The following is a 17758-nucleotide window of genomic DNA, read 5'->3' as shown; positions in this document are numbered from 1 at the left end:
AACATTAAAAGGAGGATCTCCTAAAAGCCATGAACAAAAAATCAGTAAAAGACATTGATGTAAAAGGCCGTGTTGTTTTCTGCCGTGTTGACTTTAACGTTCCGATGAAGGACGGAAAAGTGACGGATGATACGAGAATCCGCGCCGCACTTCCGACGATTCAATACTTAACAGAGCAGGGAGCGAAAGTTCTTCTTGCAAGCCACTTGGGCCGTCCGAAAGGCCAGGTTTCAGAAGAGCTTCGCTTAACGCCGGTAGCCGCACGCCTCGGCGAACTGATCGGTAAAGAAGTGAAAAAAGCGGATGAAGCTTACGGCGACGCCGTAAAAGCGCAAATTTCCGAAATGAAAGACGGAGATATTCTCGTATTGGAAAATGTCCGCTTCTATCCGGGAGAAGAAAAGAATGATCCTGAGCTGTCTAAAGCGTTTGCCGACCTGGCTGACGTTTATGTCAATGACGCATTCGGAGCGGCTCACCGTGCCCATGCTTCAACAGCAGGTATCGCTGAACACCTTCCTGCTGTTGCAGGCTTCCTCATGGAAAAAGAGCTTGAAGTGCTGGGCAAAGCACTGTCTAACCCTGAACGTCCGTTTACAGCGATCATCGGCGGCGCAAAAGTAAAAGACAAAATCGGCGTGATCGAAAGTCTTCTTGAGAAAGTAGACAACCTGATCATCGGCGGCGGTCTTGCTTACACGTTCGTTAAAGCGCTGGGCCATGAAGTAGGAAAATCCCTGCTTGAAGAAGATAAAATTGAATTGGCTAAATCTTTCATGGACCGCGCCAAAGAAAAAGGCGTGAACTTCTACATGCCTACAGACGTGCTTGTTGCTGACGATTTCTCAAACGACGCCAACACGAAAGTCGTGCCGGTCAGCGAAATCCCTAGCGACTGGGAAGCCCTTGACATCGGGGAGGAAACAAGAAAAACATATGCTGACGTCATTAAAAACAGCAAGCTTGTTGTTTGGAACGGACCGATGGGTGTATTCGAACTCGATGCGTTCGCTAAAGGAACAAAAGCTGTCGCTGAAGCTTTAGCAGAGGCAAAAGATACATACTCTGTCATCGGCGGCGGAGACTCTGCAGCTGCTGTAGAAAAGTTCGGCCTTGCTGACAAAATGAGCCACATTTCAACAGGCGGCGGAGCTTCCCTTGAGTTTATGGAAGGAAAAGAACTTCCTGGCGTCAAAGCATTGAACGACAAGTAAGCAAAATATACAGCATAAGGAGTGGAGCATATGAGAAAACCAATTATAGCCGGTAACTGGAAGATGAATAAAGTGCTTTCAGAAGCTGTCAGCTTCGTTGAAGAAGTGAAATCTTCCATTCCCGCAGCAGATAAAGCAGAAGCTGTTGTCTGTGCGCCTGCACTGTTCCTTGAAAAGCTTGCATCAGCTGTTAAAGGTACAGATCTGAAAGTCGGCGCGCAAAACATGCACTTTGAAGAAAGCGGTGCTTTCACGGGTGAAATCAGCCCTGCGGCTTTGAAAGACCTCGGAGTTGAATACTGCGTCATCGGCCACTCCGAGCGCCGCGAAATGTTTGCTGAAACGGATGAAACGGTCAACAAAAAAGCGCATGCTGCATTCAAATATGGCATCGTGCCGATCATCTGCGTAGGTGAAACGCTTGAAGAGCGCGAAGCAAACAAAACAAACGAGCTTGTTGCAGACCAAGTGAAAAAAGCACTTGCAGGTTTAACAACTGAACAGGTAGCTGCTTCCGTGATCGCTTATGAGCCGATCTGGGCGATTGGAACCGGCAAATCTTCAACTGCACAAGATGCAAACGAAGTATGCGCGCACATCCGCAAAACCGTTGCATCAGAATTCGGACAAGCTGCAGCAGACAGCGTCCGCATTCAGTACGGTGGAAGCGTAAAACCTGCGAACATTAAAGAATATATGGCCGAATCCGATATCGACGGCGCTCTTGTCGGCGGAGCAAGCCTTGAGCCGCAGTCTTTCGTGCAATTACTGGAGGCAGGTCAATATGAGTAATAAATTGGCCGCACTCATCATTTTGGATGGGTTTGGACTAAGGGACGAAACAGTCGGAAACGCCGTAGCCCAAGCGAAGAAACCGAACTTTGACCGCTATTGGAACAAGTATCCGCATCAGACGCTGACAGCTTCAGGCGAAGCGGTCGGACTTCCCGAAGGACAAATGGGAAACTCTGAAGTCGGCCACTTGAACATTGGCGCCGGACGGATCGTCTATCAAAGCCTGACGCGCGTCAACGTCGCAATCCGTGAAGGCGAATTTGAGCGGAACGAAACGTTTTTAGACGCGATGAAACACGTCAAAGAAAAAGGCACAAACCTCCACTTGTTCGGACTGCTGTCTGACGGCGGAGTACACAGCCACATTCAACATTTGTACGCACTCTTGAAGCTTGCGAAAAAAGAAGGCGTTGAAAACGTCTATATTCACGGCTTCCTTGACGGCCGCGATGTAGGCCCGCAAACAGCTGAGAAGTACATCAAAGAGCTTCAGGAGCAAATCGAAGAAATCGGCGTCGGCGAGATCGCAACATTGTCAGGCCGCTATTATTCAATGGACCGAGACAAGCGCTGGGACCGCGTCGAAAAAGCGTACCGCGCCATGGCATACGGAGAAGGACCGAAATATGAAAATCCGCTCGATGTCGTGAAAGATTCTTATGAAAACGGAATTTACGATGAATTCGTCATTCCTTCCGTCATCACGAAAGAAAACGGCGAGCCTGTTGCGACAATCAAGGACAACGATGCGGTCATTTTCTACAACTTCAGACCTGACCGGGCGATCCAGATTTCCAACACGTTCACCAATGATGACTTCCGCGATTTCGACCGCGGAGACAAGCATCCGAAAAACCTTCATTTCGTCTGCTTGACACATTTCAGTGAAACGGTTGACGGATACGTGGCATTCAAACCGGTCAATCTCGACAACACAGTCGGCGAAGTTTTATCCCAAAACGGGTTGAAGCAGCTTCGCATCGCTGAAACTGAAAAATATCCGCACGTTACGTTCTTTATGAGCGGCGGACGCGAAGAGAAATTCCCTGGCGAAGAGCGAATCTTAATCGACTCGCCTAAAGTTGCAACATACGACTTGAAACCTGAAATGAGCGCATATGAAGTAAAAGATGCGCTTGTCAAAGAAATTGAGGCTGAAAACCATAACGCGATCATCCTCAACTTTGCCAACCCTGACATGGTCGGACATTCAGGAAAAGTCGAGCCGACGGTCAAAGCAATCGAAGCGGTTGACGAGTGCCTCGGCGAAGTCGTTGATGCGATTCTTGCAAAAGGCGGCCACGCGATTATTACGGCCGACCACGGTAACGCAGACGTGCTGATTACTGAAGAAGGCAAGCCGCACACCGCACATACGACAAATCCGGTTCCTGTCATCGTCACAAAAGAAGGCGTGACATTAAGAGAAGGCGGAATCCTCGGGGATCTGGCGCCAACTCTTTTAGACTTGCTGGGTGTTGAAAAACCGAAAGAAATGACAGGATCGTCATTAATTCAAAAATAAGCTTTAAAGGAGAGAAACAAACATGCCATACATTGTTGATGTTTATGCACGTGAAGTATTAGACTCCCGCGGTAACCCGACGGTTGAAGTTGAAGTATACACTGAATCAGGAGCTTTTGGACGCGCGCTTGTTCCAAGCGGAGCTTCCACTGGTGAATACGAAGCTGTTGAGCTTCGCGACGGCGACAAAGACCGCTACCTTGGAAAAGGCGTTTTAACAGCCGTTAACAACGTAAACGAAATCATCGCACCTGAGCTTATCGGCTTTGATGTGACAGAGCAAGTATCAATCGACAAATTGCTGATCGAACTTGACGGAACTGAAAATAAAGGCAAGCTCGGCGCCAACGCCATCCTTGGCGTATCAATGGCCGTTGCCCGCGCAGCTGCGGATTTCTTACAGATTCCTCTATACCAATACCTTGGAGGATTCAACTCTAAAACGCTCCCAGTACCGATGATGAACATCGTAAACGGCGGAGAGCATGCGGACAACAACGTTGACATTCAAGAATTCATGATCATGCCTGTCGGTGCGGAAAACTTCCGCGAAGCACTTCGCATGGGAGCACAAATTTTCCACAGCTTGAAATCAGTTCTTTCTGCTAAAGGAATGAACACTGCTGTAGGTGATGAAGGCGGATTCGCTCCAAACCTTGGTTCTAACGAAGAAGCGCTTCAAACAATCGTTGAAGCGATTGAAAAAGCCGGCTTCAAACCTGGCGAAGAAGTGAAATTGGCTATGGATGCTGCATCTTCTGAGTTCTACAACAAAGAAGACGGCAAATACCATCTGTCCGGCGAAGGCGTTGTGAAAACATCTGCTGAAATGGTTGACTGGTACGAAGAAATGGTTTCTAAATACCCAATCATCTCTATCGAAGACGGACTTGACGAAAACGACTGGGAAGGCCACAAACTTCTGACTGAGCGTCTTGGCTCAAAAGTTCAGCTTGTCGGTGATGACCTTTTCGTTACAAACACGAAAAAACTTGCTGAAGGCATCAAAAACGGCGTCGGCAACTCTATCCTGATCAAAGTAAACCAAATCGGTACATTGACTGAAACATTCGATGCGATCGAAATGGCGAAACGCGCAGGCTACACTGCTGTTATCTCTCACCGTTCTGGTGAAACTGAAGACAGCACAATCGCTGACATCGCTGTGGCAACAAACGCAGGACAAATCAAAACAGGTGCTCCGTCCCGTACGGACCGTGTTGCGAAATACAACCAGCTTCTTCGCATCGAAGATCAGTTGGCTGAAACTGCTCAATACCATGGTATTCAATCTTTCTACAACTTGAATAAGTAAGCATAAAAAAAAGCTTGGCTGCTGATGCGGCCAAGCTCTTTTTTGTGTGAAAGCTTAATTTTTTCTTTACCCTGACAAGAGCTGTCAGGGTTTTTGACTATAATAGGCTGTATCAATTGAGATTGGAGTGTTATGGATGCAGTCGAAAACAGTTTATCTTTATGCATTTCCTACAATGTCGGATTGGGAATATGGATATTTAATGGCCGAACTGAACTCGGGAAGATATTTCAAAAAAGATGCAGCACCTTTAAAAGTCATGACAATAGGAGTGACTAAAGAAATGGTGACGACGATGGGAGGGCTGCGCATCAAACCGGATATCTCACTTGATGAGTGGACGCTTGCGAGTACGGATCTTTTAATTTTACCCGGAGGGAATACTTGGGGAGAAGAGATTCATCAGCCGATCTTAAAAAAGGCCGGCGAAGCTTTAGAGCTTGGCGCGATGGTTGCCGCAATTTGCGGCGCAACTGCGGGACTGGCGAATAACGGATACTTGAATTCAAGAAAGCATACAAGCAATGACCTGGCATATATGAAAATGGTCTGTCCCCATTATAAAGGAGAACCATTTTATGAGATGGAGCCAGCGGTATCTGATGAGAATCTGGTTACTGCATCAGGAACGGCTCCTCTTGAATTCGCGAGGGAAGTGCTGAAAAAATTAGACGTGTTTGCACCGGATACATTGGATTCATGGTATCAGCTCAATAAGACCGGCCAACCTGAATATTTCTTCACGTTAATGAACTCGATCAATAAGTAGCTCAAAGACCATGAGGAGAACGATGCTTTAGACGCTGGAGGAGCATTTTTTTCGGTGGAAAAGCAAATTTCATGAGGGAAAAGGGTTTTTTATTTTATTTAACACTCTGTTTGGTATGGTATAATCTACCTCGTATAAAAAGCTTTGCTCACTCAAGGGAAGTCTTGCTCATCCCCTTCTGAAAGGGGGTGATAAAAGTGACAGCTTATGAAACAATCTCTTTAATGATTGCTTTTGGCATGCTGATTGCCATGTTGTCAAAGAACACAGAAAAATAGACCGCCCCTTGAGCCTGGAAAGTGATAGGGAGTGGTCTATTTTAGATCAATCTGAGCAAGCCCCTTCGAAGGGCCGGCTTTTTGTACAAGCCGAAGTGTTGGAGCACTTCGCTTCTTAGTATATACAACATGCTTTCTGAGATTACATCTATATCATAAGGAATTTTCATTAATTTGTAAATGGTGATAGCAAATTGTTGTTTTTATGAATCGGAAAGGTATTTTCTGCCCCATTTTGTCTAGCACTGTTTACAACCTTGGGCTCCAACAACCCTTCAGCCTAAGAAAAAGCCCACCCGTTATCACAGACTTTTCACAGGTTTCAGAAGCCAGGCGGGAAGAAAACCGCTAATGCCAATGATCAAAAAACCAATGATCGACAGCAGTGCAATCGCAATGGAAGAGAGCATTTGCTGAAGGCTGTAGCCGCGCAGGAAAGCAGCACACCCAATCCTAAGGTGATGAGGAAGACCTTTTGATTCGTGAAAAACAACGTTTCAGATCTTTTGAATTTGATATAAATTAAAGGAAGACCCGTATAGCCTCCTATGATAAGTGTGAACAGCATCGCTAAAATAAACTGAGGTATAGCTGAAACATTGACTCCGAACATTTCTCCAAATGAAACCGACCAGCTGCTTAACATCACAAATCCTAAAAGATAGAGAATGGATAAAGCCAAATTTTTCATTTAAATCCCTCCACTTGAAAATATACACTATAAGTATTCAGAAGTAAAAGCGGAATAATTATCTTAGTGTTTGAACTAAAAAACTATAGGAATTTCATATTGACTTTGGGTTGTTTCATTATATAATCTAATTGATAATGAAAATCATTTGAGAAAAGGGGATACAGCATATCATGAAACGTTTTAAATGGTTTGCGCTGTTCGCTGCGCTTTTCCTTGTATTAGCCGCCTGTGGAAATCAAGAGAAAGAACAAGCTGCGGAGAAGAACGACAGCAAAGATTCCTATACTGTAAAGCACGCAATGGGAACAGCGACAATTGACGGCACTCCGAAAAAAGTCGTTGTGCTGACGAATGAAGCGACAGAAGCAGTGCTCGCCCTGGGTGTTAAACCTATCGGCGCCGTTCAATCCTGGCTGGGAGATCCATGGTATGATCATATTAAAGATAAAATGAAAGGCGTAGAGAACGTCGGAACGGAAGCTGCGCCGAATATTGAAAAAATCGCGAGCCTGAACCCTGACCTCATCATCGGCAACAAAATCCGCCAAGAAGAAGTATACGACAAGCTGAAAGCCATCGCGCCGACCGTATTTGCCGAGACATTGTCAGGGGAATGGAAAGACAACTTTAAGCTGACAGCCGAGGCGCTCAATAAAAAAGCAGAAGGCGAAAAAGTCATCGCTGACTTTGACAAGCGTGTTGAAGACATTCATGAAAAGCTCGGCGATAAAGTGAAGCAAAAAGTCTCTCTCGTCCGCTTTACAGATGCCGATACCCGCATCTATCACAAGGGATCGTTTGCCGGAACGATTTTGGATCAGCTCGGTTTTGCAAGGCCTAAAGGCCAGGAAGCCAACGATCTCGGACAAATGGAAGTGACAAAGGAGCAAATTCCTGATATGGATGGAGACGTGCTTTTTTATTACACGTATGAGACAGGCAATGACAAAGCAAGCGCCATTGAGAAAGACTATGTCAACGATCCGCTCTTTAAAAATTTAAGCGTCTCCAAAAAAGGAAACGTCCATAAAGTGAGCGATGCCGTCTGGAATACAGCCGGGGGCGTCCTTGCAGCGAATCTGATGCTTGATGATATCGAAAAATACTTTTTAAAATAATGAAAAAAAAGTCAAACGGATCAGCGCATTCGTTTGGCTTTTTTTGATGCTGCCTTAAGATTAACTCCCTTCTTACGATAAATATAGTATAAAATGACTAAAGATGTTTAAGTTTGATAGGAGGAAAGTCATGAATTTTTGCAAGGAATGTGGAAGGGAACGAACAAAAAATGCGCTGTATTGCAAGCATTGCGGCGCGCGGGTGGACGAGGAACGAGCTTCCGATCCGGCGGCAGGGTATCAGCGTGCGATGACACGAAAAAGAATCATCATCATGGCAGCAATCGCGGCCTGCTTGATTTTATTGTTTGCCGGCTATAAAACCGGTGAAGCACTCACTTCAAAGGAAAAACTGATTTCCGATTTTGAAGCTGCCCTCGATCAGAAAGATGCCAAGAAAGCAGCAAAACTGCTTCAATCATCAGACGTGGATCTGGCTGTCACGGAGAAAAACGTCAAGCCGCTCCTCGATTATTTGAAAGAACATCCGGATGAAGAAAAAGAGCTGATCTCATCCTTAAAGAGCGGTGCCGGCCATCCATTGATGACGATCGAAAAAAAGGGCAGACGTTTTTGGATCTATGACCACTATGTCTTGAACACGGTGCCTGTCTATTTAACGGTTAAGACAAACTATAAAGATACCGGCCTGTTTGTTAACGGTGAGAAGGTCATCACAACAGAAAAAGAAAACTTCGAGAAAAAAATCGGCCCGTTTGTTCCCGGTATTTACGAGGTGAAGGCAAAGCTGAAAAGCGGAATCGCCGACCTTGAAAAAGCGGAAAAGGTCACTGCCCTCCAAGGTGATGTGAAGGTTAATGCGGACCTTGACGGGCACATGGCAAAGCTCGTCTTTGGAGAAGGCTATGAAAACTTGAAAGGAACGCTCTGGATCAATGATCAGGAGATGAAGATCAACCCGTTCAAAGGAACTGAATTCGGACCCGTGCTGACTGACGGTTCAATGACTGCTGCGGTTGAGGCGCAATTTCCGTGGGGGAAGCTGAAAAGCGAAAAAACGCCGATTGAAAGCGGGGAAATCGAAGTCAATCTTGCTTCAGACAAGGAATTTATGGATGAGATGATGACCACGGTCGTCAGTCATACAAAAGAAGCAGCAAAGGCCTTTGCAAGCGGCGATGTCAGCGGCATGACACTGGCCGCGACGTCTTATCAAACTAGCCTGAAAGAGGTCACGGACGGGCTGAAAAGCAGCAGCACCTACTATAAAGGCACCTACTTATCTACCGTATTTGATCTTGATTCGTTTCGGCTGTACAAAGAAGACGGGCAATGGAAAACAGAGGTTAAAGGGATTGAAAAGCATAAATCGGCTTATTATGACGACTACAGTTCCCCTGAACTGGAAGAAAACGATAGCGGCTATACGTATACACTGGTCTATTCAGAAAGCAAGAAAAAGTGGTTCGTCGAAAAAAGCGATCCTGAAGCCGTTATCAATATCGAACATCAAAAAGAAATCAAAAATGACAATCCGAAGGAATACACATCGGCATGGGCTTCGGCAAAAGGAGCTGTGAACAATGCATCAGCAGATGAAGAGCTCACTGATCAAAAGGTTGCTTCCGCCATTGAAACGTATTTATACAGTCTTCAAGGCGCCATCAACACAAACAATTTCGGCCTTGTCCGCGACAGCTTGAAAGAAGGAAGTCCGCTGTACAACGATCAAAAGAAACTTGTCACTAAACTGTACAACAGCGGGACGCAGGAAGAAGTTGCAGATTTCAGCGTAAACAGCTGGAAGCAAAACGGGCGGGAGGCAACGATTAAGACAACGGAGAAAATCAATATCATTAAAGGCGGAAAAAAACAGTTAAAAACGTACCATTGGACATATCATGCCTCCATCGAGAACGGACAATTGCTCTTGACGTCAATAGAATAAAAAAAAGCCTTTTTCCTTTGAGGAAAAAGGCTTTTTACTTCACTAAAACAGCCGCCCTAATATAGAGCCTCCGATCCTTCCGAAATATTCAAGAAACAAATCTCCCATGATCCGCACAGACATAAATGTCAGCAAATAGACGATCAGCGTCGCGTAAATCGTATCAACAGCGCCTGCCGCTTTTTCGTGGTAGCTCAAGATGACAGCCGGCGGAATTAAAAAGGCGATACCGCAAAGGGCAAAGAAAAGAATGTATACAAACAAACCCGTTTGCATGAATGATAAGAGCAATGCGGCGAGCAGAAGTGCGACGAAAGGAACAAGCACCGTTCCAAACCGTCCGAGCACTTCCTTAAATGTCGCTTGCACACCTCGAATGCGCACACCTGCGTATGTAAAAACAAATAATAAGAAAATATAAATAGCAAAGGTAAAAGCGGGCTTGACGACGATATCAAAAAATGTCGGCATTGCGTAGGATCGGCCGAATAATCCGGAATAGTCCCCCAGAGAGTCAAAAAAGCCTTTGAGGCCGAAGTAAAACATCAGCGGCACTGTAAGCGCAAAGATCACCATTGTGATGATGCTGTTGAGGACGTGCTGTTCCCCCGCGTTTTTCATTTCGGTATACGGTCGTTTCAATACCTTTAAACAAAAGGAAAAATACATGGAAGACGCTTGTTTCGCCGCCTCCGTGTACCTCGCTGCCTGCGGCGTTTCAGCGGGAGCCTTGCTGTCAGCACTGCCGCCTGCCAAGCTTGCCCCGCACTGTTCACAAAATTTTCCGCCATCTGTTTGATGGCCGCACTTTGAACATGTCATAAAAATAAAATCTCCTTTGGAATAGTTATTTTATCCTATAAAAAATTATTATAAAGGAAAGTGCCGCAAGATGACATTGTTTTTTGAAAGTTTAAGCGGCCAACGTCGGAGGTAAAAATCGATTACCCGTATTTTTTTACGAAGAAAGGAGTGGTAAACCGTGTTTGCTTTTATCATCCATGTTTTTGTATCATTGTTCGCCGTCACAAATCCGATAGGCAATGTGCCGATCTTTTTGGCGCTCACAGAAGGCTATGAAGCAAAAGAACGCACCGCATTGGCGAGAAAGGCTGCAATTTTATCGTTTCTGATTCTGATCGCGTTTCTCATATTCGGAGAGTTCATCTTCAGGCTTTTTGACATCAACATCCATGCGTTGCGAGTTGCCGGGGGTATTTTTATTTTCGGAATTGCCTACAATCTGTTGAATGCGAAGCAGTCTCATGTTCAGTCGCTCCATCATGATGAACACCGCGAGAGCAAGGAAAAAGAGGATATCTCGGTGACGCCGCTCAGCATTCCGATCATTTCGGGGCCCGGAACGATTGCAACGGTGATGAGCCTTTCGGCCGGCAGTCGCAGCCTGGTTCATTTTGGCGGTATGATCATCGGCATCGCCGCCGTCCTCCTGCTGACGTTTGCGGCTTTTCATTATTCGACGCTGATCAGCAACAAATTGGGGCAGACGGAAATGAATGTGATCACCCGGCTGATGGGCTTGATTTTGGCGGTCGTGGCGGTCGGCATGATCGGCACGGGCTTAAAAGGGATGTTTCCGGTTTTGTCGGGATGATTGGAGAAAAAGCAAAAAAAGCTGCTTTATTCTTTGCAGCTTTTTTTCGATTTATGAAGGTTTCGGCACATGCTTGAAGATTTCTTCGCTTTCCAAAAACGCGATCAAATTGTCAAGCCACTCGCAGTAATCGATCCATTGTTTTGTTTCTGCCAGCAGCTCATTGATTTTAGCTTCGGTTTCGGGTGAAAGGCCTTCTTCCTCAAGGGCTTCCAACAGCTCTTTTCTGATTTTCTTCCCGATCATCCTGTTCTTTTTGACGACTTTGCTCCAGTTGGCCGTAAACAATGAAATAAACGTTTGGTAATAATCTTGTTCGACATCGTACAAATCTTTGCGGACGCCTTTTTCAAAAACTTTTTCGGCTATATTTAAATCGAGCATTTCGCGGACGACCTGGCTCATTCTCGTTTTGCTCATGCCCGTTTCTTCTGACAGTTCATTTAAAGTCATCGGCTTTCTGTTCATATAGATAATCCCGAGCACGCGGCCGACAGTTGATGATATACCGTACGTATTCATGTTTTCCGCGATTTTTTCTATGAAATGTTCTTCCGCTTGTTTAATCGCCTTTAAAGCGTTTTCCTCCAAAGCACATCATCCCTTCGGGCAGCCAATTTTATTGTCAATATATCATAATTTTGCTAGCGGTTGAAAACACTAAAACGGCAGGAAAATAAAGAAATCGGCCGTAATTTTAAGAATAACCAGCAGATTGATGCCGTTAACATATATTTTTATGTCTTATATATATAATTTAAACACTTTGTAAACTTTTTATTTTACAAAGTGTATTTTATAATAAATGAGATGTTGAAATTTTTAAAAAACAGATGGAGGTGTGCGTTTTGCTGAAGCTAGAAAATGTATCGAAGGTTTATAAAGGCGGAAAAAAAGCGGTCAAGAACATTGATCTTGATATAGCAAAAGGTGAATTTATCGTCTTTATCGGACCGAGCGGCTGCGGGAAGACAACGACGATGAAAATGATCAACCGTTTAATTGAACCGACTTCAGGAAGCATTTACATCGACGGAGAAAACATAATGAATCAGGACCCGGTGGAGCTGCGCCGGAAAATCGGCTATGTCATTCAGCAAATCGGACTCTTTCCCCATATGACGATTCAGCAGAATATCACGCTTGTTCCAAGGCTTTTGAAATGGCCGGAAGAAAAACGGAAGAAGCGGGCGGAGGAACTGCTTCAGCTCGTTGATATGGGGCCGGAATATTTGAACCGCTATCCTCATGAACTAAGCGGCGGACAGCAGCAGAGAATCGGCGTGCTGCGGGCGCTTGCGGCAGAGCCGCCCCTCATTTTAATGGATGAACCGTTCGGAGCGCTGGACCCGATCACCCGTGATTCGCTTCAGGAAGAGTTCAAAAAGCTGCAGAAATCGCTGGACAAAACGATTGTCTTTGTGACCCACGATATGGATGAAGCGATCAAGCTTGCCGACAGAATTGTGATTCTTCGTGCCGGCGAGATTGTTCAAGTCGGAACGCCTGACGACATTTTGCGGAATCCGGCTGATGAATTCGTTGAGGAGTTCATCGGAAAAGAACGGCTTCTTCAGTCCCGTCCTGACATCGAGCATGTCGAACAAGTGATGAATCCGAATCCGGTCACGATTACGAGTGAAAAAAACCTGACTGAAGCGATTCAAGTGATGAGGGAGCGCCGCGTCGATTCACTGCTTGTTGTGGACGAACGCAATGTCTTAAAAGGATATATCGATGTTGAAATCATCGATCAATACCGGAAAAAAGCCGTCACGGTCGGAGAGGTTGTCAATGAGAATGTCTACTCCGTTCAAAAAGGCACGCTCATCAGAGATACCGTCCGAAAAATTTTGAAAAGAGGATTCAAATATGTTCCCGTTCTTGATGAAGAAGGGCGCCTTGTCGGAATTGTCACAAGGGCAAACCTTGTCGACATCGTGTACGACTCGATTTGGGGAGATGAAGAAACCCTTGTCCAACGTTAAATGCAGGGAGGTGCATCAATCATGAATCAGATCGTCCAATTTCTCCAGAACAACGGCGGGGAAATGCTTTATAAAACATGGGAGCACTTATATATATCCATTTTTGCGGTGCTGCTCGGCATCATTATCGCGGTTCCGCTCGGTGTCGTTTTAACGAGAATGAAAAAAGGGGCCGGCGTCGTGATTGGAATTGTTAATATCATTCAAACGCTGCCGAGTTTGGCGATTCTGGCGTTTTTTATTCCGCTCCTCGGAGTGGGAAAGATTCCGGCGATTGTCGCGCTGTTTTTCTATTCAGTCCTACCGATTCTGAGAAACACTTACACGGGCGTAAAAGGCGTCAATCAAAATTTGCTTGAATCAGGAAAGGGAATCGGTATGACTGCATGGGAACAAATCCGCCTGATCGAACTGCCGCTGTCGGTGCCGGTGATCATGGCAGGCATCCGGACTTCCACCGTTTACTTAATCGGCTGGGCGACGCTCGCGGCTTTTATCGGCGGCGGCGGACTCGGCGACTATATTTTTATCGGGCTCAACCTGTACCAGCCTGAGTACATTATCGCCGGAGCGGTGCCGGTTACGATACTGGCCATTGTGATCGACTATATGCTGTCGAAAACCGAAGACAAAGTCACGCCCCAAGGATTAAAAGGGATGAAGGAAGTATCATAAGGAGTTGGCTCTTATGCAAACAAAAAAATTGAGACGGCTCGGCGCCGTCATGCTGGTCTTCTCGCTTTTGATCAGCGGCTGTGCGCTGCCGGGTCTTGGCGGGGCTTCCGATAAAACGATCAAAATCGGGGCGCAAAACCTGACTGAATCCGAAATTCTTGCCAATATGATCTCGCTTTTGATCGAGCATGATACAGATCTCAATACGGTGCTTGTCAAAAACCTCGGCTCAAACTATGTGCAGCACCAGGCCATGCTCGGCGGAGACATCGACATTTCAGCGACGCGCTATTCGGGAACCGATCTGACAAGTACGCTAGGAAGGGAAGCGGAGAAAGACCCGGAAAAAGCGCTTCACATCGTACAGCAGGACTTTAAAAAGAAATTCAACTACAAATGGTTTGATTCTTACGGATTTGACAATACGTACGCTTTTACAGTCACGAAAGAACTCGCTGAAAAAGGGAACTATGAAACCATATCCGATCTGAAAAAAGACGCGGATAAACTGAAGCTTGGCGTTGACAATGCCTGGCTGAAACGAAAAGGCGACGGATATCCGGGATTTAAACAGGAATACGGATTTTCATTCGGCTCGACCTTTCCAATGCAGATCGGACTCGTTTATGACGCCGTCAAAAACGGCAAAATGGATATCGTTCTTGCCTATTCAACGGACGGCAGGATCAAAGCCTATGATTTAAAGCTGTTAAAAGACGATAAACGCTTTTTCCCGCCGTATGACTGTTCGCCGGTCGTGCCGGAAAAAGTGCTGAAGGAACATCCAGAGCTTAAAGAGACCATCAATAAACTGATCGGAAAAATCGATACCGAAACGATGCAGGAGCTCAATTACGAAGTTGATGGAAAACTGAAAGAGCCTTCTGTCGTCGCGGCCGAATTTTTAAAGAAGCACAATTATTTTGAGTAAAAGGAGGGGCTGACAAATGGAAGTGCTGCAGCAGCTTTGGACGTATTATGCGCAAAACGGGAGCTATGTGCTGGGGGAATTTTACCGACACTTTTTAATGTCGGCATACGGCGTATTATTCGCCGCCGTCGTCGGCATCCCTGTTGGTATTTTCATCGCCAGATACCGGAAGATCAGCAAATGGGTCTTTTCCATCACCAATGTCATTCAAACGATTCCGGCGCTTGCGATGCTCGCCGTCTTGATGCTAGTCATGGGACTCGGCGCCAACACGGTGATTCTATCATTGTTTTTGTATTCGCTTTTGCCGATTATTCGAAACACATATACGGGAATCGTCAGCATTGAGCACGCCTACCTTGAATCAGGGAAGGCGATGGGCATGACGAAATTTCAAGTGCTCCGGATGGTGGAGCTTCCGCTCGCTTTGTCGGTCATTATGGCAGGGCTCAGAACCGCGCTCGTCATCGCGATCGGCATCACGGCCATCGGCACGTTTGTCGGCGCTGGCGGCCTCGGGGACATCATTGTCAGGGGGTCAAACGCGACCAACGGAACAGCGATCATTCTGGCAGGCGCGATCCCGACGGCACTGATGGCGATCATCGCCGATCTGTTCATGGGATGGCTTGAACGTGCGCTGAGCCCCGTTAAGCATCATAAAGGCAAGACGCCGAATCCGGATGCCGCTTAAATGGCAGCCGAAAAAAGCCGAATTTCTGCTAAAGAGAAATTCGGCTTTTTATGATTGGCGTTTTTTCGCTTCATTGACCAAAAAATGAAAGTATTGTTCGAGGTTGAGCAGGTCTTCGCGGGACAAGCAGTCCCATTTTCCGGGCTCAAACAGCCACAGATCTTCGACGCCATGCTTGGCCGCGATGTCCTGCATCGTGACATAGCCGCGCGGTTGTTCGCGAATCTCGTCAGCCCTCATATAACCGGCAATATCCATGAGCTGCTCGTACGGCATTTTCAGAGCATCGGCCAATTTTCTGATCGTCGCGGGCTTTGGAACGCCGCGGTGGCCGTTTTCGATTCTGGAAATGGCAGCGGCGCTCACACCGGCATACATAGCAAGCTGATTAACAGACAGGCTTCTTTGTTCCCTCAGCTCTTTGAGTCGTTCGCCGAACATTGTCATCGCCATCTCCCCCGCAAATTCATGATATAAACAGTTTAATACAAATGTTGACTAAAGGAAATACTTAGACAGGAAAAATATTGACAAAAGTTAACATAAGGGATAAAATAACAGCAGGGTCGAAAACAGACGAAAATGATAAAAAGGGGGGCGTGCGCTGCGGAGAAGGTATTCAGTTTTTGTTTCGGCTGCTTGCTTCCTGCACGAGAAAGTCGAAATATTTGTCCAGGTTTTCGATGTCTTTCTTTGAGAGCACCTTCCACTTTTCGCTGTCAAACAGAGAAAGATCCTCTAAATCGTACTGTGTAACGATGTCGTAAATGGAATCGTAGCTGCTTCTTGCTTCCTGGACTGTAGATTCGCTGATATAGCCTGCGGATGCCATCAGTTCCTCATACGGGACTTTCAAAGCGTCCGCCAGTTTTCTGATCGTCGCCGGCTTCGGCACGCCGCGCTTTCCGTTTTCAATTCGCGAAATGCCGGCCGAACTGACGCCGGAATACATCGCCAGCTGATTGACGGTCAGTTTTTTCCGTTCCCTTAATTGTCGTAAATGGTATCCAAAGTTCGTCATGGCCAAAACCTCGCAATCTCTTATTATAAAATATTTTAGTACGAATATTGCCTATAGGAAACATATGGATGATAAAAGTATTGACAAAAGTTAACAAATCGTTTATGTTCAATATAGACAAAAAGAAACATAAGAGATTAGAAAGGGGAGTAATCATGGTAAAAAAGATTCATATCAAAAGAGATTTTGTTCTCCAGTATATGATTGAACACAATCTCTCCTTAAATCAGCTTGCCATTGAAATCGGCGTATCCCCGGCGACTCTGAGCAGAGTTTTAAATGGCGAAAGGAGGCCCGGACAGCTTGTGATCGGAAAGATGATTCAGTATTTCAACAAAAAATTTGAAGATCTCTTTTATTATAAAGATGTTGACAAATGTCAATAAACAAAGGAAAAAAGGAGGCTTTTCAAACGTGAAAAATACGGGAATTGTCCGGAGAATCGATGAGCTCGGCAGAGTCGTTCTCCCGGTCGAAATGCGCAGGGTGCTGAATATCAATGAAAAGGACCCGCTCGAAATATACACCGACGGAGAAAACATCATTTTGACAAAATACGCCGCCAACATGGCATGCTTGATGACCGGCGACATCACCACCAAAAATAAAACGTATGCGGGCGGCAAAATCGTACTCAGCCCAAGGGGAGCAGAAATGCTGCTGGAAGATATGATGGCGGCCTTGTCAGAAAAATGATTACATATTCCGCCTGATAGGGAGCATAGCCGCTCCTTTTTTTTGTATACCTTATTCAGGCGCTGGGAAAAAATAAAAAAAGCTGTTCGAAACGCTCGTGACATGCGCTTGCTTTTCATGTAAAATAAAACTATTGTCAGCCAGTTTGTCTGGAGGTGTAGGTTATGGCCGCATTTTTAACGGTCTTATTAGTGATTGTAAGTATCGTACTGATCGTTGTCGTTTTACTGCAATCCGGCAAAAGCGCCGGATTATCAGGCGCAATTTCCGGCGGAGCCGAGCAGCTTTTCGGAAAGCAGAAAGCAAGAGGACTTGATTTGATTCTCCACCGGATGACGGTCGTTTTAACCGTGCTTTTCTTTTTCTTAACGATTGCGCTTGCTTACTTTGTATAAGACAATGAAGCATGAGGTCTGATGTTCAAGTCAGGCCTTTTTCCTATTTGCAGGTCTTTGTATGAAGAGACCGGCCGATTGATAAAGTTTGTTTCAAGACTAAACGTGGAAGAATACATATGAAAA

Annotated in this window: 21 protein-coding genes; 16 read left to right on the top strand and 5 right to left on the bottom strand. The window is 45.8% G+C overall.

What is annotated here, in order from left to right:
* Positions 1–29: 29 nt before the first annotated feature.
* The 6 genes from MKZ04_RS13505 to MKZ04_RS21825 all read left to right on the top strand — a co-directional run bounded on the left by MKZ04_RS13505 (position 30) and on the right by MKZ04_RS21825 (position 5896).
* On the top strand, positions 30–1214 hold the full coding sequence (locus MKZ04_RS13505) for a phosphoglycerate kinase (RefSeq protein WP_020453004.1): 1185 nt from the start codon (positions 30–32) through the stop codon (positions 1212–1214).
* Positions 1215–1244: 30 nt separating this feature from the next.
* The gene (tpiA, locus tag MKZ04_RS13500) at positions 1245–2006 is read left to right on the top strand and encodes a triose-phosphate isomerase (RefSeq protein ID WP_020453003.1); all 762 of its coding nucleotides are present in this window, start codon (positions 1245–1247) and stop codon (positions 2004–2006) included.
* Positions 1999–3534, top strand: coding sequence for a 2,3-bisphosphoglycerate-independent phosphoglycerate mutase (gpmI, locus tag MKZ04_RS13495; protein ID WP_020453002.1), 1536 nt, complete (start codon positions 1999–2001; stop codon positions 3532–3534). Before tpiA ends, gpmI begins: the two co-directional genes overlap by 8 nt.
* A gap of 22 nt (positions 3535–3556) precedes the next feature.
* Positions 3557–4849 (top strand): phosphopyruvate hydratase, encoded by a 1293-nt coding sequence (gene eno / locus MKZ04_RS13490; RefSeq protein ID WP_020453001.1) that lies wholly within the window; start codon positions 3557–3559, stop codon positions 4847–4849.
* Between the two features lie 136 nt (positions 4850–4985).
* Positions 4986–5618, top strand: coding sequence for a type 1 glutamine amidotransferase family protein (locus MKZ04_RS13485; RefSeq protein WP_075212691.1), 633 nt, complete (start codon positions 4986–4988; stop codon positions 5616–5618).
* Between the two features lie 188 nt (positions 5619–5806).
* The gene (locus MKZ04_RS21825; protein WP_219191931.1) at positions 5807–5896 is read left to right on the top strand and encodes a putative holin-like toxin; all 90 of its coding nucleotides are present in this window, start codon (positions 5807–5809) and stop codon (positions 5894–5896) included.
* A 361-nt stretch (positions 5897–6257) separates the two neighbouring features.
* Here MKZ04_RS21825 and MKZ04_RS13480 read toward each other — a convergent pair whose 3' ends face one another.
* Complete coding sequence (locus MKZ04_RS13480) at positions 6258–6587, bottom strand: hypothetical protein (RefSeq protein WP_341046132.1); 330 nt, start codon at positions 6585–6587, stop codon at positions 6258–6260.
* A gap of 173 nt (positions 6588–6760) precedes the next feature.
* On the opposite strand from MKZ04_RS13480, the gene MKZ04_RS13475 reads away from it, so the two are divergent.
* Together MKZ04_RS13475 and MKZ04_RS13470 are read left to right on the top strand one after the other, a co-directional pair.
* Positions 6761–7708 (top strand): ABC transporter substrate-binding protein, encoded by a 948-nt coding sequence (locus MKZ04_RS13475; RefSeq protein WP_101561452.1) that lies wholly within the window; start codon positions 6761–6763, stop codon positions 7706–7708.
* 130 nt (positions 7709–7838) lie between these two features.
* Positions 7839–9617: a zinc ribbon domain-containing protein gene (locus tag MKZ04_RS13470; protein ID WP_025810748.1), complete on the top strand. Its 1779-nt coding sequence runs from the start codon at positions 7839–7841 to the stop codon at positions 9615–9617.
* Between the two features lie 42 nt (positions 9618–9659).
* Here MKZ04_RS13470 and MKZ04_RS13465 read toward each other — a convergent pair whose 3' ends face one another.
* Entirely contained in the window at positions 9660–10439 is a 780-nt protein-coding gene (locus tag MKZ04_RS13465; protein WP_026580124.1) for a zinc ribbon domain-containing protein, read from the bottom strand.
* 160 nt (positions 10440–10599) lie between these two features.
* Between MKZ04_RS13465 and MKZ04_RS13460 the strand changes: the two genes are divergently transcribed.
* Positions 10600–11232: an NAAT family transporter gene (locus tag MKZ04_RS13460; protein ID WP_020452994.1), complete on the top strand. Its 633-nt coding sequence runs from the start codon at positions 10600–10602 to the stop codon at positions 11230–11232.
* Positions 11233–11283: 51 nt separating this feature from the next.
* On the opposite strand, the gene MKZ04_RS13455 is transcribed toward MKZ04_RS13460, so the two are convergent.
* Positions 11284–11823, bottom strand: coding sequence for a GbsR/MarR family transcriptional regulator (locus MKZ04_RS13455; protein WP_020452993.1), 540 nt, complete (start codon positions 11821–11823; stop codon positions 11284–11286).
* A gap of 257 nt (positions 11824–12080) precedes the next feature.
* Here MKZ04_RS13455 and MKZ04_RS13450 point away from each other — a divergent pair, with 257 nt between their 5' ends.
* The 4 genes from MKZ04_RS13450 to MKZ04_RS13435 are packed head-to-tail and all read left to right on the top strand — an operon-like array spanning position 12081 to position 15520.
* The gene (locus MKZ04_RS13450; RefSeq protein WP_145654555.1) at positions 12081–13220 is read left to right on the top strand and encodes a betaine/proline/choline family ABC transporter ATP-binding protein; all 1140 of its coding nucleotides are present in this window, start codon (positions 12081–12083) and stop codon (positions 13218–13220) included.
* 21 nt (positions 13221–13241) lie between these two features.
* Positions 13242–13895, top strand: a complete 654-nt coding sequence (locus MKZ04_RS13445; protein ID WP_020452991.1) for an ABC transporter permease — start codon at positions 13242–13244, stop codon at positions 13893–13895.
* Between the two features lie 13 nt (positions 13896–13908).
* Entirely contained in the window at positions 13909–14826 is a 918-nt protein-coding gene (gene opuCC / locus MKZ04_RS13440) for an osmoprotectant ABC transporter substrate-binding lipoprotein OpuCC (protein WP_020452990.1), read from the top strand.
* A 16-nt stretch (positions 14827–14842) separates the two neighbouring features.
* On the top strand, positions 14843–15520 hold the full coding sequence (locus tag MKZ04_RS13435; protein ID WP_020452989.1) for an ABC transporter permease: 678 nt from the start codon (positions 14843–14845) through the stop codon (positions 15518–15520).
* Positions 15521–15568: 48 nt separating this feature from the next.
* On the opposite strand, the gene MKZ04_RS13430 is transcribed toward MKZ04_RS13435, so the two are convergent.
* Positions 15569–15967 (bottom strand): helix-turn-helix domain-containing protein, encoded by a 399-nt coding sequence (locus tag MKZ04_RS13430; RefSeq protein ID WP_023856314.1) that lies wholly within the window; start codon positions 15965–15967, stop codon positions 15569–15571.
* Between the two features lie 172 nt (positions 15968–16139).
* The gene (locus MKZ04_RS13425; RefSeq protein ID WP_341046128.1) at positions 16140–16541 is read right to left on the bottom strand and encodes a helix-turn-helix domain-containing protein; all 402 of its coding nucleotides are present in this window, start codon (positions 16539–16541) and stop codon (positions 16140–16142) included.
* 152 nt (positions 16542–16693) lie between these two features.
* On the opposite strand from MKZ04_RS13425, the gene MKZ04_RS13420 reads away from it, so the two are divergent.
* The 3 genes from MKZ04_RS13420 to secG all read left to right on the top strand — a co-directional run bounded on the left by MKZ04_RS13420 (position 16694) and on the right by secG (position 17632).
* Entirely contained in the window at positions 16694–16927 is a 234-nt protein-coding gene (locus MKZ04_RS13420) for a helix-turn-helix domain-containing protein (protein ID WP_164470226.1), read from the top strand.
* Between the two features lie 28 nt (positions 16928–16955).
* Positions 16956–17237 (top strand): AbrB/MazE/SpoVT family DNA-binding domain-containing protein, encoded by a 282-nt coding sequence (locus MKZ04_RS13415; RefSeq protein ID WP_020452985.1) that lies wholly within the window; start codon positions 16956–16958, stop codon positions 17235–17237.
* Positions 17238–17401: 164 nt separating this feature from the next.
* Complete coding sequence (gene secG, locus MKZ04_RS13410) at positions 17402–17632, top strand: preprotein translocase subunit SecG (RefSeq protein WP_003185418.1); 231 nt, start codon at positions 17402–17404, stop codon at positions 17630–17632.
* The last annotated feature ends 126 nt before the right edge of the window (positions 17633–17758 follow it).

Origin of the sequence: Bacillus sp. FSL W7-1354 (assembly GCF_038002405.1) — a bacterium.
Classification (GTDB): domain Bacteria; phylum Bacillota; class Bacilli; order Bacillales; family Bacillaceae; genus Bacillus; species Bacillus paralicheniformis.
The sequence above is the reverse complement of the archived record's forward strand: the minus strand, read 5'-3'. Positions and strand labels throughout refer to the sequence as shown.